This is a genomic window from Streptomyces sp. CB00455 (assembly GCF_001905445.1).
Lineage (GTDB): Bacteria > Actinomycetota > Actinomycetes > Streptomycetales > Streptomycetaceae > Streptomyces.
The window spans coordinates 454,175-469,276 of the sequence record NZ_LIVQ01000004.1; the positions used below are offsets into that span (position 1 = coordinate 454,175).

Annotated in this window: 13 protein-coding genes and 1 tRNA gene; 5 read left to right on the top strand and 9 right to left on the bottom strand. The window is 68.2% G+C overall.

Annotation, left to right across the window (positions count from 1 at the left end; translation table 11 throughout):
- Window positions 1-452: 452 nt before the first annotated feature.
- Window positions 453-1,094: a hypothetical protein gene (locus tag AMK16_RS19430; protein WP_073917355.1), complete on the bottom strand. Its 642-nt coding sequence runs from the start codon at window positions 1,092-1,094 to the stop codon at window positions 453-455.
- A gap of 1,617 nt (window positions 1,095-2,711) precedes the next feature.
- Here AMK16_RS19430 and AMK16_RS19440 point away from each other — a divergent pair.
- Window positions 2,712-3,536, top strand: coding sequence for a hypothetical protein (locus AMK16_RS19440; RefSeq protein ID WP_242438795.1), 825 nt, complete (start codon window positions 2,712-2,714; stop codon window positions 3,534-3,536).
- A gap of 223 nt (window positions 3,537-3,759) precedes the next feature.
- On the opposite strand, the gene AMK16_RS37300 is transcribed toward AMK16_RS19440, so the two are convergent.
- The 5 genes from AMK16_RS37300 to AMK16_RS19460 all read right to left on the bottom strand — a co-directional run bounded on the left by AMK16_RS37300 (window position 3,760) and on the right by AMK16_RS19460 (window position 7,955).
- A complete protein-coding gene (locus tag AMK16_RS37300) occupies window positions 3,760-4,035 on the bottom strand; it encodes a creatininase family protein (RefSeq protein ID WP_443333588.1) in 276 nt (91 codons plus the stop codon).
- Window positions 4,032-4,679, bottom strand: coding sequence for a hypothetical protein (locus AMK16_RS37305; RefSeq protein ID WP_242438797.1), 648 nt, complete (start codon window positions 4,677-4,679; stop codon window positions 4,032-4,034). The genes AMK16_RS37300 and AMK16_RS37305 overlap by 4 nt, the downstream gene beginning before the upstream one ends.
- A 498-nt stretch (window positions 4,680-5,177) precedes the next feature.
- Window positions 5,178-6,578, bottom strand: coding sequence for an MGMT family protein (locus tag AMK16_RS36670; RefSeq protein WP_073917364.1), 1,401 nt, complete (start codon window positions 6,576-6,578; stop codon window positions 5,178-5,180).
- A gap of 232 nt (window positions 6,579-6,810) precedes the next feature.
- Window positions 6,811-6,884, bottom strand: a tRNA-Pro gene (locus AMK16_RS19455).
- 132 nt (window positions 6,885-7,016) lie between these two features.
- Window positions 7,017-7,955 carry a metallophosphoesterase gene (locus AMK16_RS19460; RefSeq protein WP_073917367.1) on the bottom strand — a complete coding sequence of 313 codons (939 nt, stop codon included), beginning with the start codon at window positions 7,953-7,955 and terminating at the stop codon, window positions 7,017-7,019.
- Between the two features lie 68 nt (window positions 7,956-8,023).
- Here AMK16_RS19460 and AMK16_RS19465 point away from each other — a divergent pair, with 68 nt between their 5' ends.
- Complete coding sequence (locus AMK16_RS19465) at window positions 8,024-8,485, top strand: GatB/YqeY domain-containing protein (RefSeq protein ID WP_073917797.1); 462 nt, start codon at window positions 8,024-8,026, stop codon at window positions 8,483-8,485.
- 444 nt (window positions 8,486-8,929) lie between these two features.
- Here the strand turns inward: AMK16_RS19465 and AMK16_RS19470 are convergent, their stop codons facing one another.
- Complete coding sequence (locus tag AMK16_RS19470) at window positions 8,930-11,236, bottom strand: transglycosylase domain-containing protein (protein ID WP_073917370.1); 2,307 nt, start codon at window positions 11,234-11,236, stop codon at window positions 8,930-8,932.
- 386 nt (window positions 11,237-11,622) lie between these two features.
- Between AMK16_RS19470 and AMK16_RS19480 the strand changes: the two genes are divergently transcribed.
- On the top strand, window positions 11,623-11,973 hold the full coding sequence (locus AMK16_RS19480) for a WhiB family transcriptional regulator (protein ID WP_199885479.1): 351 nt from the start codon (window positions 11,623-11,625) through the stop codon (window positions 11,971-11,973).
- Between the two features lie 36 nt (window positions 11,974-12,009).
- Here AMK16_RS19480 and AMK16_RS19485 read toward each other — a convergent pair whose 3' ends face one another.
- Both AMK16_RS19485 and AMK16_RS19490 read right to left on the bottom strand, forming a co-directional pair.
- On the bottom strand, window positions 12,010-13,380 hold the full coding sequence (locus AMK16_RS19485) for an ArsA family ATPase (RefSeq protein WP_073917374.1): 1,371 nt from the start codon (window positions 13,378-13,380) through the stop codon (window positions 12,010-12,012).
- Window positions 13,377-14,357, bottom strand: coding sequence for an ArsA family ATPase (locus tag AMK16_RS19490; protein ID WP_073917376.1), 981 nt, complete (start codon window positions 14,355-14,357; stop codon window positions 13,377-13,379). The genes AMK16_RS19485 and AMK16_RS19490 overlap by 4 nt, the downstream gene beginning before the upstream one ends.
- Before the next feature lie 97 nt (window positions 14,358-14,454).
- On the opposite strand from AMK16_RS19490, the gene AMK16_RS35155 reads away from it, so the two are divergent.
- Together AMK16_RS35155 and AMK16_RS19495 are read left to right on the top strand one after the other, a co-directional pair.
- Entirely contained in the window at window positions 14,455-14,616 is a 162-nt protein-coding gene (locus tag AMK16_RS35155; RefSeq protein ID WP_007264966.1) for a DUF4177 domain-containing protein, read from the top strand.
- Window positions 14,613-15,083: a RidA family protein gene (locus tag AMK16_RS19495; RefSeq protein WP_073917379.1), complete on the top strand. Its 471-nt coding sequence runs from the start codon at window positions 14,613-14,615 to the stop codon at window positions 15,081-15,083. Before AMK16_RS35155 ends, AMK16_RS19495 begins: the two co-directional genes overlap by 4 nt.
- The last annotated feature ends 19 nt before the right edge of the window (window positions 15,084-15,102 follow it).

The following is a 15,102-nucleotide window of genomic DNA, read 5'->3' on the forward strand; positions in this document are numbered from 1 at the left end:
GCGAACAACAACAACAATAACAACAACGGCGGAGGGGCTGCGAACAACAACAACAATAACAACAACGGCGGAGGGGCTGCGAACAACAACAACAATAACAACTGATGTTCCCATTCCGGCGGCCGGTGGTTTCGAAGTCACCTGGCCGCCGGATTGTCGTGTCGCGCGTCTTGGGGTGGCGGAGGCCGCCTGACGCTCAGTGCCCGTCATCGTCGGCGTCCAGCGCCAGATCGCCTTGCATCTGAAGGGTCGTGCGGGAGCTCATACAGGCGCGTGTAATCCTGTGGCCGAATCAACCGGGTGGTGGTCGATCGGTGGTACCGAGCGCCAGGTATGGAGCTATGGATTTCGATTGCTGTGATCGTTCACGGCATGCCGCCGACCTGGAATTGACCGACGCCTGGTGCGGCCCGCAGTGCACTGCGCCTCATTTCCCGGGCGCACCGGTCAATTCAATGCTGGTCACAGTCGATGTTCAGGTGTTCAATGACGGCGATGTCCTGCGCAAGGCGCGTCATCGGGTAGCAGGATTGCATGGCTGCACCGTCCTGGAGGCGAGCCGTTTTGCGCATCTGGTTGCCCTTGTCGATGCCGCTGCCGCTGCCGATGTTGTTATTGTTGTTGTTATTGTTGTTCACCCCGCCCCCGAGGTTGTTATTGTTATTGTTGTTGTTTACGCCCCCGTTGTTGTTGTTGTTGTTGTTCGTCCCCCCGCCGGTGTTGTTGTTGGTGTTGGTGTTCTGCGGGCCGGTGTAAGTGTTGCCGTTGCCGACCTGCACCGGGTGCGAGACCTGCATGAGGGCTGTGCTGCGCGAGTAGAGCCCAGCAACGTCCTGCTGCAGGCCCCCCGCCCCGTTATTGTTGTTGTTGTTGTTCGTGCCCCCTCCGGTGTTGTTGTTGGTGTTGGTGTTCTGCGGGCCGGTGTAGGTGTTGTCATTGCCGACCTGCACCGGATATGAGACCCGAAGAAGCGTCGTGTTGCCGAGGAACGAAAGGAATTCTCCGTTCTCCTGAGCCTGGGCGCCGCCGGCGCTGAACAGAACCGCCGCCGTGGCTGCGGTGCTGATCGCGACGAACCGCTTGGTGAGGTGCATTCGACTGACCTTTCGTCGTCCTTGCAGTCCGGATCCTGACTTTCAGTCGATAGGATGACGACAACGGGGGTTGACCTATCACCAGGCGCGCTGAAGGGCCCGACTTTTCCCCCATACAGCCCCAGGGCCTCGTCAAATCTCAAATCATCGGCTACGGAACAGTGCCTGACGCGACCTGATGATGGAAATCTCCCAGGAGCTCTCACCGCCCCGTGTCTGTGTCCTGGCGTGGCACCGCGTCGGCCGGTCTGGCCCGGCACCCAATTGCGACTGCCTGCTGCCGGGCGCGGTCTCCGTCTGCTCGGACCATTTCGACGATCGCGGGTGTCGTCGGCGGCCTCGTTGTCGCCGCAGAACGCTGAAGTAACGATGCGGCCGAGCCGGGGCGATCAGGGCGTGGATGGCGTCGTGACCTGTCGTGCTGATGCGGGTCCGTCTGGAACGCGCATCCCTTAGGACGGACGACTGCGATCCTCACCAACTTACGCGGAACACTGGTCGTTGTCCGGGCCATACCTGCCGATGGTCAGCGCCGTCTCTATCTCGGGCGATTGCGGGACCAGCTCGAAGGGGGGATCTGACGTTCTCGACCACGTCTGCCTGTGCGTTGAGGGAGGGCTACAGGCGCTTCGTCGAACGTCACGGTGAACAGCTCTTCTTGATCGCCACCGGCCCTGGTCTCGGGCCGCGTTGGACGGTGCAGACGCGCGTTTCGAAGAGTCACAAGCCCGGTCAGGAGACCGCCTGTCAGCGCCCCTGGAATCGCGCCTTTGCATCGACCGCCGCCACCATGGTCCAGGACACGCGCAAGGGTCTGCTGTGAAACCGCTGCGGCCGAAGGCGTACCGACGCGTTCTTCGAGCCATGCGCCAAGTGCGGCCAGCTAATGCGCCGGTACGGGCGGGACGCCGCCATGTTCTGCCGTGCGTGCCGCGCTGTCCTCAACGGCGCTAGCTCCGAAGCCGCAGCGGAGGGCAACTGCGACCACGGAACGACGAAGGACCCGACCGGGACGCAGTCGGGTAATTCGTTTGGCGGGTGCGGGGGATACGAGATTCGAACTCGTGAGGGGTTGCCCCCACCACGCTTTCCAAATGTTCTTACGGGGGTCCTGGGGCGTGCGGAGGTGCTCTGACCTGCGGCGGAGCCGCTGGTTGACGGTCCCCTGGACGGTCCCGGACGTAGGGGAATGAGACCAGAACTGAGAGCTTGGAGCGAGGTCTTCTGCCAGGCTGGCGGCCCGGTTCTGTAGCTGGTCACGGGCTACGGTGCCCAGATCGACGGTATTCGGTTCGAGCGGGGCTTCTTACTGACAGTGAGGTATTTGTGAACCTCGCCAGGGCATAGGGACTTGTGATGGGGCTGAGCCCCACGATGCCCCGGAGGGGGAGAACGTGTCGAAAGCCGAGTTAGGGGCTCTCATCTTCACTGCTTGGACAGTGTCGATATGGGCCCTGACCATGACGGCGACGTCGCAGCGCCGAGGTAACAGAACGCTCTTGGAACGGATCTGCTGGGCTCGCGCGCGGGCACACGCAAGACGGCGCCGCGCACCTGGTTCGCCGCGTCCGCGACAGCTCCTTTGCGACGCGTCCAGACCGTCCGACACTGGACTACTTGCAGCGTGAAGATGTCCTGTACCAGGTGTCCCGCAGGGCACTCGCCCTCAAGATGATCGTCCCCGTCGCCATGTCCGTCTCAGCGGGGGGTGCCCTTGCAGCAACCATCCAGCGCACAAGCGGGCACGTATGGCGCGACGCCATCGCCATGGGGGCCACGGTGACGCCCATGTTGATCACTGCTGTGATCGCCTCGCTTGTCACAAACCAAGGCATGCAACGGTGGACAACCGAGGCCGTGACGGTCACGGTGCGTAGGGCCTATGGGGCACTCCTCCAGCCACTGGAGCTGACGGGTAAGGAGCCTCCGACGGCATCGCCCTTCAACTCCCCACACGTTGCGGCAGTCCGAGCGCTGGAAGACTTCGCCATCGCGCTGGAGAGGTATGCCGTGCAACGTGCGCTTCCGGATGGCCGCAACCCCATGCCCCAGGTCGTCGCCCGGTTCTCAGCGGCTGCCGCCCTCGTGCGTGAGCTTCGGGACGGGGTTGAACTTGATCGCATCGACGGCGCGAAGCGCGCTCTGCTCGAAATGGAGCGAATCCTGAAAGTGCTCGCCAGCGGCCAGTTGCAAGATCTTGCACCTGGGGACGTATCCGCCGAGGGGCTATTGCACAGTCACCGGGAGCGCAGAGCGTGGCGGCAGCAGGTACTGAGAGGATCTGCGTTCACCCTCTGTCTCGCTGGCATCGTCTTTGCCTTGGCTTCGTCAGCTGTCGGCGTCGCCCTGGCGACGGCTGCCGCTGCGGGGGTAGTGGCTACTTGGGACAAGATCCTTCGTCTCTCCACCAACTCGGATACGAATAGGTCAGCGAGCACCTGACCGCTGGTGGTCGACTCGGATCGGGGGAGTCAGCCCGAGCGCCCAGTGCCCACCTTGAAGCCCTCGGCCTGGACTGGGTCCACCGGGGCGCTGCGGATCGTGGGGTGCCACTCACCAGTGGTGAGTGTGGCGACACCGGGCTGGGAGCTAGCAGTCTTTGATGTCGTCGGCGCCGCCCGCCTCGCTCGACGAGCGGGTCTGGTGCGGGTTGGCTTGGCCGGCTTCAGTCGTTCGCGCCGAGGGATTCGAGGTGGCCCGCGAAGCTGCCGGTCAGGCTGGCCAGCACGGCTTTGCCCTTGCCTGCAGTGGCGAAGGACGGAAAGCCGATCACGCCGGATGCGGTGTACGCCCCCATGCCCTGGACCAGGAGGAAGGGGCGGGGGCCGCCGCCATGGTCGGCATTGGCGTTTCCGTCGCGCACAAGCTCTGGGGCAGCGTGCAGGAGGATGGAGGTCTCGATCTCGCCTGCGTGCATGTCGGCACGGCGGTCGGAGATCAGATCGGCGTGATCGCGTGCTCGGTCCCAGTCGGCGCTGAGCGGGAGGAGGGAGACGACGGGGCCGTCGACGTTGGCTTCCTGCTCAGCATGGCCCGCTCCTGCTCCTGCGCACGGGCCTTCAGCACCTTGAAGACCGTATCGATCTGGTCTTTCAACTGGCTCCCGTCGGCGTCGGCCCACTCCCTTTTGATGCCCAGGCGCAACTCAAGCTCTCCGGAAGGCTCGGACCGGTGCGCCGGCGTCACCCGCTGCCAGTCGTACGTGCGCCGACCCGGCTGCGTGGGCACGTACCGGACCTGCCTCTGCCGCTCACGGAAGCTGATCTCGCACGTGATGCCATGGACGGTGAGCAACGGCCTTGGCTGCTTGCACTTCCTGGAGACCGTGATCTCACCATGGAGGGCGAAGGCGCGCTCGGCGAGCAGCCGGAGTAGAGACAGAACCCGGGGGAGTACCTCCTCCGAGACTTCGAAGGCGCTGTGGTCCTTCTCGACTGCCGCGATCACATCGTCGACGTCGGTCAGAGTCCTCCTGCGTGCGAGCCTGATGCGGTTCCACTCGGTGTCGTCCTCGCCGTTCGCCCGGAGCTGATGTCTCCCTTGGCCCGCCCGGTGTACTTCAGGTGGTATCCGGCCGGGGGACACTGCCTTGCGGCATCGAAGGCCCGCCGGTACCGGGCCCGCTCCGCCTCACCCGGATCCGGGGTGCGCAGGAAACGCACAGCCTGCTGCACTTCCGCGATCAAGACCACCCCGATATCCGCGGGGGAGGGCTGTGGAACCTTGGGCGCACGCTGAACACGAGTTTTTGGTTCGGCTGGGTTCTTGGGCTCGGGAGGCATGGCCGTGCTGGAGGTAGAAGCGTCCGGCATCGGAGATCTCCGCCTGCCACCGTCCGCCCTCCTTCGGCATGGTGATGAGGCCCCGTTCCTTCAGGGCACGCGCAGTAAGGGCGAGCCCCGGGGAATCTGACGTGACCGGGTCGCTTCCCTCCCCGATGCCTGTGAGGAGGGCGAGTCGGCAATCGTTGAGCGGTGTCCAACGGTGCATGTGATCGTCGTAGCGTCAGCGATCTGGTGGGCACAAGCTGTGCGGTCGGCTTTCCGGGGCTGGTTCCCGGCCGGCTTCTACGGCAGTTCGGGGTCAGTCGCCGGGGAGGGCCTTCAGGGCGTCCACGGACAGGCGCGCAGTCGGATCCGCTGCCCCTCCATCGAAACGGACGCCCTCGGTCGCCAGGACGTCGGCGGGTGAGTCTGTGCGGGTGGGGTCGGTCCACCGGAAGCCGGGGCTGATGCGGCCCGCTGCGTTGAGGACCCGCCAGGCATTAGGGCACTGGCCGCAGGTTGCCAAGTGGGTGCCGACCGGGACGGAGTGGCTGCTGATCACGGCCGCCACGTCCCCGTAGGTCGTCCACCGTCCGGCGGGGACGGCGTTCAGGAGGGTGTGCAGGCCTGTCCAGTCCTTGCTGGTGCCGTTGAGCTGCTTGGCCAGGCTCGCGAGGTGGGTGCCGGCCAATGCTCCCCACTCGTCGGGGTCGACTGCGTCCGGGACGTGGGCGGTGTCGATGTCCCACCAGGTGGTTCCCTGTATGCCGTCGGCCTTGCGGCCGGTCACGCTGGTGAAGATGTGGTTGGCCAGTCCGGTCGGGGTGTACGGCTTGCCGTCGCTCTTCCACGTCAGCGGCTTGGCGGTGTTGTTGTTCCACGTGACACTTGCTCGGCTGCGGTCCTCACCGACCCAGGCCAGGATGTCCTCGCGGATGCCTTCGGTCACTCCGTGCCTCGGCGTCAGCCGGAGCAGGGCCCCATCCGGGATCAGCCCGGCGTCGCCTATGACGTGCACGGCGTTCTGGGCCCGCGAACGTTCCTCCAGCTTCTGGGCCGCGGCCTTGGCCTCGATCCTGGCCGGAGCGAGAGTGAACTCCTCCACCTCCGGGGTGGGGTAGACCTTGGTGAAGCCGGCGACGAGCTGGTCCTTCACCTTCCACAGGCCCACCTGGATGAGGTCGATGTCGAGGTTCATCTCCGACAGCCACACCACGGTGTGGGTGACCTGCTTGGGGAAGTCGGCAGCAATGATCACCTGCCTGGGGCGCTGGAGCAGTTCAGGGCTCCAGTCCCCGTCCACGTGGTCCAGGAGACGCTGACGGCACGTGTCGAGTTCGAGGATCTCGCCCCGACTCTTGCGGAACTCGCGGTGTGCCTGGGCCAGCGTGTCGAGGTCGAACCGGGACACCAGGGCGGCGTAGGTGATCGCCTGGAGGTGGACGTCCCGGTCGGCGGTACCCCGCTTCAGCTCGACCACCACGAGGCGCCCTGTGGCATCCAGGCCCAGGACGTCCAAGCGGTCGCGTGCCGGCACCCCGTCCGTGTCGGCCCACCGATCGAACTCGGAGGTGATCACGAGCACCGATTCGCCGAGGATCTGAGGGTGCGCTGTCACCCACTCCTGGAGGTGCTGCCGTTCGAGGAGGCCTTCCGCGGCCAGCGTGGTCGGTGAGACCGGCGCGGCCGAGCCCCCGTCGACGGTGAAGAGATGATCCACGCTGTCCCCCTGCCCCGATGCGTCAGCCAGGCGCTCTCGCGTCGGACCGCCCCGAGCCTACGTGCGGGTCGCTCCCGGGGCAGTTCGTTGCGGTAGATCGCGGAAGGGTTCGGGAGACATCTGGGAGCCGGATTCCGAAGTCGGCTCCCCGATGGCTCCCCAGACAGGGGCAAACGCCAAACAGGGGCCTGATCCGCGATGCGGATCAGGCCCCTGAACTGGTCTTACGAAGTCGGGGTGGCGGGATTTGAACCCACGACCTCTTCGTCCCGAACGAAGCGCGCTGCCAAGCTGCGCTACACCCCGATCGCCGCCTTTGCAGCGCTTGCTGCCCTGGCGACATCGATTACTTTAGCGGACCCGTGGCCGGAGACGAAATCCGGTTTGGCCGGGGCTGGGCCGCGGGTGGCCGGGACCGGGCGGGCAGGCCCGGCGGGACTACGCCCGTGGCGTCAGTGTCAGGAGGGTCGCCTCCGGTGGGCAGGCGAAGCGGACCGGGGTGTACCGGTTGGTACCGCAGCCCGCCGAGACGTGCAGGTACGCGCGCCGGCCGCCGGTCTCGTGCGTGGAGAGGCCCTTCACCCGCTTCGTGTCCAGGTCGCAGTTGGTGACGAGCGCCCCGTAGAAGGGGATGCACAGCTGGCCGCCGTGCGTGTGCCCCGCCAGGATCAGCGGGTAGCCGTCGGCCGTGAAGGCTTCCAGCGTGCGCAGGTACGGCGCGTGCACCACGGCCATCGAGAAGTCGGCGTCCGCCTCCGGGCCGCCCGCGACCCGCTCGTAGCGGTCCCGCTTGATGTGGGGGTCGTCCAGGCCGGTGAAAGCCAGCTCCAGGCCGTCCAGCTTGAGCCGCCCCCGGGTGTTGGTCAGGTTGACCCAGCCGGCCGCGTCGAAGGCGTCCCGCATCTCCTCCCAGGGGTTGTGGACGGCGCCGACGACCGGCTTGTTGCCGTTCAGTCCGTGCCGGCCCTGGGTCTTCTCGATCAGGTAGCGCCCCGGATTGCGCAGCCGCGGCCCGTAGTAGTCGTTCGATCCGAAGACGTAAACGCCGGGGAAGGACATCAGCGGGCCCAGGGCGTCGAGCACCTCCGGGACACCCCCCGTGTCGGAGAGGTTGTCGCCGGTGTTCACGACGAAGTCGGGGCGCAGCCCGGCGAGGGACTGCAACCAGGCGCGCTTCTTGCGCTGCCCGCCGACCATGTGGATGTCCGAGACCTGGAGCACGCGCAGCGGGCGCATCCCCCGGGGCAGGACGGGCACCGTGACCCGGCGCAGGCGGAAGGACCGCGCCTCGAAACCGGCGGCATAGGCAACACCCGCGGCCCCCACCGCCGCGATGCCGGCGGCTGCCTTCAGGGGTACTCCGTAACGCGCACGCATGGCCCCATCGTCGCAGACCCGCAAAACCGGCGGGCGCCGCCGCCCCCGTACCTGGCAGACTCATGGGCATGACCACGCTCAAGGCCAAGCTCCAGGAAGACCTCACGACCGCCATCAGGGCGCGCGACGAGCTGCACTCGTCCACGCTGCGACTGACCCTCTCCGCCATCACCAAGGAGGAGGTCGCGGGCAAGGAAGCGCGCGTGCTCTCCGACGAGGAAGTCCTCAAGGTGATCGCCAAGGAGGCGAAGAAGCGCCGCGAGGCCGCGGAGGCCTTCGCGCAGGGCGGCCGTCCCGAGCAGGCCGCGCGGGAGACCGCGGAGGGCGAGTTCCTCGACACCTACCTGCCCCGACAGCTCGGCGACGACGAGCTCGCCGCGATCGTCGCGCAGGCGGTCGAGGAGGCCAGGGCGGCGGGCGCGGAGGGGCCGCGCGCCATGGGCGCCGTCATGAAGATCGTGAACCCGAAGGTCGCGGGTCTGGCGGACGGCGGGCGGGTCGCCGCCGCCGTCAAGAAGCAGCTCTCCTGACGCCGCGCCCCCGTACGGAGCGCCGCGCCCCCGTACGGAGCGCGGCGCCCCCGTACGGAGCGCGGCGCCCCGCGTGACGCCGCGCCATACGTAGGGCCGCGCCGCGCTGAGGCGCCGCGCCGCACCCGGCGTGAGGTCCGCGCCGCGCCCGGCGTGCGAGCGGCCTGCGCCGCACCTGACGCTGCGCCGACCTCGCGCCGTGCCGACCTCGCGCCGTGCCGACCTCGCGCCGTGCCGACCTCGCGCCGTGCCGACCTCGCGCCGTGCCGACCTCGCGCGGTGCCGACCTCGCGTCGCACCGCACGTGATCACGCGTCGCACGACCGCGCCGCGCGCGACCCCGCGTCCCTCCGGACGTGCCAGGGGCCCCAGCCGGATCCGGCTGGGGCCCCTTCGCGTGCCGTGCGTCCACGGGCCCACCGCGGGTGGGTCCGCCCGGCTGACCTACTGGGTGTCGCGGCCGCCGATCAGGCCCGGCTCCACGGGGAGCACGGGGAAGGGGTTGTCCGGGCCGGCGCCGCCCGTCCGTCCCCCGGTGGTTCCGGCGGCCGTCGCCCCGCCGGGGCGTCCGCCCGGCTTGCCGTCGCCGCCGGGCTTGGCCGGCTTCCCGGGCTTCACCGGGTTCGTGGCCGGCTTGCCGCCGTTGTTGCCGCCGCCGCCCCCCGGGACCGAGGGCTCCGGGATGCTGACGGTGGCGAAGCCCGGGGCCTCGCGGCCGGACAGTGCTCCGGTGACCGCGTCCTTCCAGATGGGGCCGGGCAAGCCACCGCCGAAGACCTTGTCGTACGACCGGCCGCCGATCACGATGTCCTCCATCGTGATCTTCTTGGCGCCACCCGAGCCGACCCACACCGCGCCGGAGATGTTCGGCGTGTAGCCGACGAACCAGGCGTTGTACCGGGAGTCCGTCGTACCGGTCTTGCCCGCACTGTCGCGGTCGGTCAGGCCGGCCCGCTCACCGGTACCGGAGTCGACCACTCCGCGCAGCAGGGTGTTGATGGTGTCGGCCGTCTCGGTCGACATCGCCCGCGTGCACTGCGACTTCGGCACCGCGAGGGCCTTGCCGTGCGCGTCGGTGATCGACTCGATGGCGATCGGGGTGCAGTGGGTGCCGCGGTTGGCGAAGGTGGCGTACGCGCCGGCCATCGTCAGCGGGGAGAGCTCGGCGGAGCCCAGCGCGATGGAGGGCGCCTCGGGCAGCTTCGAGCCGTCGGCCGGGACCACGCCGAGCTTCTGCGTCATCTCGGTCACCGGGCAGAGGCCGATCTCGCCGATCATCTCGACGAAGTACGTGTTGATGGACTTCTCCATCGCCGTCTTCAGCGCGTACGGACCGATCTCGTCCTCGGTCTCGTTCTTGGCCGTCTGCAGCTTGCCGCCCTGCATCGGCAGGTTCAGCCACTGCGTCCCGTCGCACTTGGTGATCGGCGTCGGGTAGTCCATCTTGTTCGGCGCCTGGTAGACCTTCGTCGGCGGCATGCCCCGCTCCAGCGCGGCCGCCGCGATGAAGGGCTTGAAGGTCGAGCCGACCTGGAAGCCGAAGTTCGAGCCGCCCATCCGCTTGTCCACGGAGAAGTTGATCTGCGTCTCGTTCTTGCCGAAGCCGTACGGCTTGGACTGCCCCATCGCCAGCACCCGGCCGGTGCCCGGCTGGACCATGGTCACGGCCGTGGCGATCGAGTCGTCCTGGTAGACGTGGTCCTTGATCGACTCGTTGGCGGCGTCCTGCGACTGCGGGTCCAGGGTCGTACGGACCGTCAGGCCGCCCTGGTTCCAGACCTTGGCCCGCTCCTCGCGGGTCTTGCCGAAGACGGCGTCGGTCAGGAAGGAGTTGCGGACGTAGTCACAGAAGAAGCCCGCGCCCTTGACGGCCGTGATGCAGCCGTTCCTGGGCTTGGTCACCTTCAGCGCGACCGGCTTCGCCTTCGCCGCGTCCGCCTCCGTCTGCGAGACGTCCTTCGTGTCGGCCATCCGCTGGAGGACGATGTTGCGGCGCTTCGTCGCCTCCTGCGCGTCGTTCACCGGGTCGTACCGGCTCGGCGACTGCACGACGCCCGCCAGCAGCGCCGACTCGTCCAGCGTCAGGTCCTTGGCCGGCTTGCTGAAGTAGCGCTGTGCGGCGGATTCGATGCCGTAGGCCTGCTGGCCGAAGTAGGTGATGTTGAGGTAGTTCTCGAGGATCTTCTTCTTCCCGAGCTCCTCCTCGACCTGGATCGCGTACTTCAGCTCGCGGATCTTCCGGCCGAGGCTCTTCTCCTGGGCTTCGCGCACTTTGGTCTCGTCGTCGCCGGCCTCTTCGACGAACACGTTCTTCACGTACTGCTGCGTGAGCGTGGACGCGCCCTGTGCGGCGCCGCCCTCCTGGGCGTTGCGGTTGACCGCGCGCAGGATGCCCTTGAGGTCGACCGCCCCGTGTTCGTAGAAACGGGAGTCCTCGATGGCGACGATCGCCTTCTGCATGTACGGGGAGATCGCCGTGAGGGGGACCACCTGGCGGTCACGCGAATAGACCGTGGCGATCAGGCCACCCTCGGAGTCCAGAATCGTGGTCCGCTGGCTCAGCGGCGGAGTCTTGAGATTGGCCGGGATCTCGTCGAATCCCTCTACCGTGCCCTTGGCCGCGAGCCCCAGGGCGCCTGCCGCCGGAATCGCCATGCCGGCCAGCACACATCCGGAGAGAACGGACACACCGAGGAACTTGGCGGCCTGCTGGCTCCCCGTGAGCCCGCCGCCCGAGCGCTTCTTTCCCATGGAGGGCAGCCTACGTTCTGATTCGCCGGACACACGCGAATGCCTTGGCCTAAGCTGTCCCCAACTGTCACAGCAGAGTGGTGCGACATCAACCCCTCGGCTTGATTTTCACCCTTCCCGAATGGGGTGGACTCATGTCCGAATCTCGCCTGCTGGGCCGCCCGAGCCGCACCGATTCCACCCGAATCGCCGGAATGGTCGGGCATGTCGCCGGATCACTCCGTCGGGTGATCTGCCGCTTACCCATAGTCCGTTCGGACCATTCAAGATTGGGCCCGTCGGGGGTGTTGCACTGTGCTCGCCTTCCGTAACGTCCTCAACTGGCAGCGGTGAATATGCCTCTGCCGCCGTGGGGGAGCCTCGATTCGGGAGAGGACGGCGCCGGGATGGGCTGGGTTACCGACTGGAGTGCGCAGGCAGCCTGCCGCACTACCGATCCGGATGAACTGTTCGTTCAAGGAGCGGCACAGAACAGGGCCAAGGCGGTGTGCACCGGATGTCCGGTGCGGACCGAATGCCTGGCCGATGCGCTCGACAACCGCGTCGAGTTCGGCGTGTGGGGCGGAATGACCGAGCGGGAACGTCGGGCGCTGCTGCGCCGGCGTCCCACCGTCACCTCGTGGCGACGGCTGCTCGAAACCGCTCGCACGGAGTACGAGCGCAGCACGGACATCCTGACCATGGATGTCGACGAGGAGATGGACGTCCCGTACGAGACGTACGCGGCGGCCGGGTAGATCACCCGGCCACCCGCTTCGTCGGCGTACGAACGCCTACGCTCCGGCCGGATCCCCGGCCGCGAGCCGCTCCCCGATGGCCCGCAGCCCGGCGAGATCGTGCACATCGCCGGGCAGGGCGGCCACCTCGGCCACTGCCACCTCAGGGTGGAGTGAGGTGAAGCGGTCGCGCGTGCGCTGCTCGCGCGCGATCACCTGCATGCGTTCGGCGTGCAGGCGCAGCAATCCTGCCGTGATCTCGTCGACGACCCTCTCGTCGACCGCGTCCTGATTGGCTGCACCCCGATCGGCTGCGTCCTGATCGACCGCGTCCTGATCGACCGCATCGGTCTCGTCGGCCTCCGTCGTGTCGCTCGCGGTGCTGGGGGAACCGGGTTCGGGAGTCTTCGGAGTTTCTGCCGCCCCGTCACGAAGTCCAGCTTTCCCGGACTCCTGATCGACAATGCCGCCCTCCTCAAGATTCTCTGCGGCGGCCAACGCCCTCTCGGCGGACAGCTGGTCGGCGCCGCTGCCGTGCACCCGGTTCAGCACCAGACCGGCCAGCGGCATGCTCTCCGCGGCCAGCCGCTCCACGAAGTACGCCGCCTCGCGCAGCGCGTCCGGCTCCGGCGCCGCGACCACGAGGAAGGCCGTACCGGGAGCCTGGAGCAGCCGGAAGGTGGCGTCCGCGCGCGTGCGGAAACCGCCGAACATGGTGTCCATCGCGGCCACGAAGGTCTGTACGTCCTTCAGCAGCGAGGCGCCCATCAGCTTGCTGAGGGTGCCGGTCATCATCGACATGCCGACATTGAGGAACTTCATCCCGGCCCGGCCGCCGACCTTGGCCGGAGCCATCAGCACCCGGATGAACTTCCCGTCCAGGAAGGACCCGAGCCGCTTCGGCGCGTCCAGGAAGTCCAGCGCGGAGCGGCTCGGCGGGGTGTCCACGACGATCAGGTCCCAGTCGGGCCGGGCCCGCAGCTGCCCCAGCTTCTCCATCGCCATGTACTCCTGCGTGCCGGCGAAACCGGCCGACAGGGACTGGTAGAAGGGGTTGGCGAGGATGGCCCGGGCCCGCTCGCCGTCCGCGTGCGCCTCGACGATCTCGTCGAAGGTCCGCTTCATGTCCAGCATCATGGCGTGCAGTCCGCCACCGTCCAGCCCCACCCCCGCCACCTCGCGGGGGGTGTTGTCCAGCGAGTCGATCCCCATCGACTGCGCCAGGCGCCGCGCCGGGTCGATCGTGAGCACGACCGCCCTGCGCCCGCGCTCGGCCGCCCGTACGCCCAGCGCCGCGGCCGTGGTGGTCTTGCCGACCCCGCCCGAACCGCAGCACACGATGATCCGGGTCTCCGGGTCGTCCAGCAGTCCGTCGACCACCAGCCGCGGCGGAATGTCCAGGCCCACGGTGTCCACCCCCTCGCTCATTCGGCCACCGACTGCTTGCGCAGTTCCTTGGCCAGCTCGTACAACCCGGCCAGCTCCACCCCCGCGCCGAGCAGGGGCAGTTCGTACGCCGGCACGTCCAGATCCGCCAGTACGACGCGCTGCGCGCGCTCCAGTTCCACCCTGCCCGCGTGCTCGGCGGCCTGCGCGAGCAGCGGGTCGACCAGCCGCTCGGCGAGTCCGCCGGGGCGCGCGCCGCCCAGGCCCGCCCGGGAGAGCGCCCGGGCCACCCCGGCGCGGTGGTCATCGGCCGCGGCCCGCAGGGTCTCCTCGTCCAGATGGTGCGGGCGCACCATGTTGACGACGACCCGGCCCACCGGGAGCCCGGCTTCCCGCAGTTCCGCGATGCCGTCCGCCGTCTCCTGGACGGGCATCTCCTCCAGCAGCGTGACCAGGTGGACGGCCGTCTCGGGGGACTTGAGCACCTTCATGACGGCCTGGGCCTGGTTGTGGATCGGCCCGAACCGGGCCAGGCCGGCCACCTCGTCGTTGACGTTGAGGAACCGGGTGATCCGCCCGGTCGGCGGGGCGTCCATGATCACGTGGTCGTAGACGAACCGGCCGGCCTTGTCCTTGCGCCGCACCGCCTCGCATGCCTTGCCCGTCAGCAGCACGTCGCGCAGCCCGGGCGCGATGGTCGTCGCGAAGTCGATGGCGCCGAGCTTCTTGAGCGCGCGGCCGGCCGAGCCGAGTTTGTAGAACATCTGGAGGTAGTCCAGCAGCGCCCGCTCGGCGTCGATGGCGAGCGCGAAGACCTCACCGCCCCCGGGCGCGACGGCGATCTTCCGCTCCTCGTACGGGAGCGCCTCGGTACCGAAGAGCTGTGCGAGACCCTGCCTGCCCTCGACCTCCACCAGAAGAGTCCGCTTGCCCTCGCGTGCGAGGGCAAGCGCGAGTGCCGCGGCGACCGTGGTCTTGCCGGTGCCGCCCTTGCCGCTGACCACCTGGAGCCTGCTCACAGCGTCCGAGCCTAACGACTCGGCTCCCGGGGCGCGCATGAGCCCCGCACGCCGGGGCGCGCGAGAGCCCCGCACCGCAGGCACTACCCTCGCTCCCATGACCAAGAAGTTCGAATACGCGACGGTCCCGCTGCTGGTCCACGCCACCAAGCAGATCCTGGACACCTGGGGCGAGGACGGCTGGGAGCTCGTCCAGGTCGTGCCCGGCCCGAACAACCCCGAGCAGCTCGTGGCCTACCTCAAGCGGGAGAAGGCATGAGCGGCGTCGTCGACGCGAAGCTGGCCGAACTGGGCCTGACCCTGCCCGAGGTCGTCCCGCCGCTGGCCACCTACCAGCCGGCCGTGCGGTCGGGCCAGTACGTGTACACCGCGGGGCAGCTCCCGATGGTCAAGGGCAGCATGCCGGTCACCGGCAAGGTCGGCGCCGAGGTCTCGCCGGAGCAGGCCAAGGAGCTGGCCGCCACGTGCGCGCTGAACGCCCTGGCCGCCGTGAAGTCGGTCATCGGCGACCTCGACAAGATCGCGCGTGTCGTGAAGGTGGTCGGCTTCGTGGCCTCGGCCCCCGACTTCACGGGCCAGCCGGGCGTGCTGAACGGGGCGAGCGAGCTCCTGGGCGCCGTCCTCGGCGACAAGGGCGTCCACGCCCGCAGCGCCGTCGGCGTGGCGGTACTCCCGCTGGACGCCCCGGTCGAGATCGAGATCCAGGTCGAGCTCAGCTCCTACTGACCCGCCCCGCCCGGCGGAG

Excerpts from the sequence above, each read along its gene's own strand:
- AMK16_RS19430 (WP_073917355.1), bottom strand. The coding sequence starts at position 1,094 with ATGCACCTCACCAAGCGGTTCGTCGCGATCAGCACCGCAGCCACGGCG.
- AMK16_RS19460 (WP_073917367.1), bottom strand. The coding sequence starts at position 7,955 with ATGCGTGCGCGTTACGGAGTACCCCTGAAGGCAGCCGCCGGCATCGCG.
- AMK16_RS19465 (WP_073917797.1), top strand. The coding sequence starts at position 8,024 with ATGACCACGCTCAAGGCCAAGCTCCAGGAAGACCTCACGACCGCCATC.
- AMK16_RS19470 (WP_073917370.1), bottom strand. The coding sequence starts at position 11,236 with ATGGGAAAGAAGCGCTCGGGCGGCGGGCTCACGGGGAGCCAGCAGGCC.
- AMK16_RS19480 (WP_199885479.1), top strand. The coding sequence starts at position 11,623 with ATGGGCTGGGTTACCGACTGGAGTGCGCAGGCAGCCTGCCGCACTACC.
- AMK16_RS19485 (WP_073917374.1), bottom strand. The coding sequence starts at position 13,380 with ATGAGCGAGGGGGTGGACACCGTGGGCCTGGACATTCCGCCGCGGCTG.
- AMK16_RS35155 (WP_007264966.1), top strand. The coding sequence starts at position 14,455 with ATGACCAAGAAGTTCGAATACGCGACGGTCCCGCTGCTGGTCCACGCC.
- AMK16_RS19495 (WP_073917379.1), top strand. The coding sequence starts at position 14,613 with ATGAGCGGCGTCGTCGACGCGAAGCTGGCCGAACTGGGCCTGACCCTG.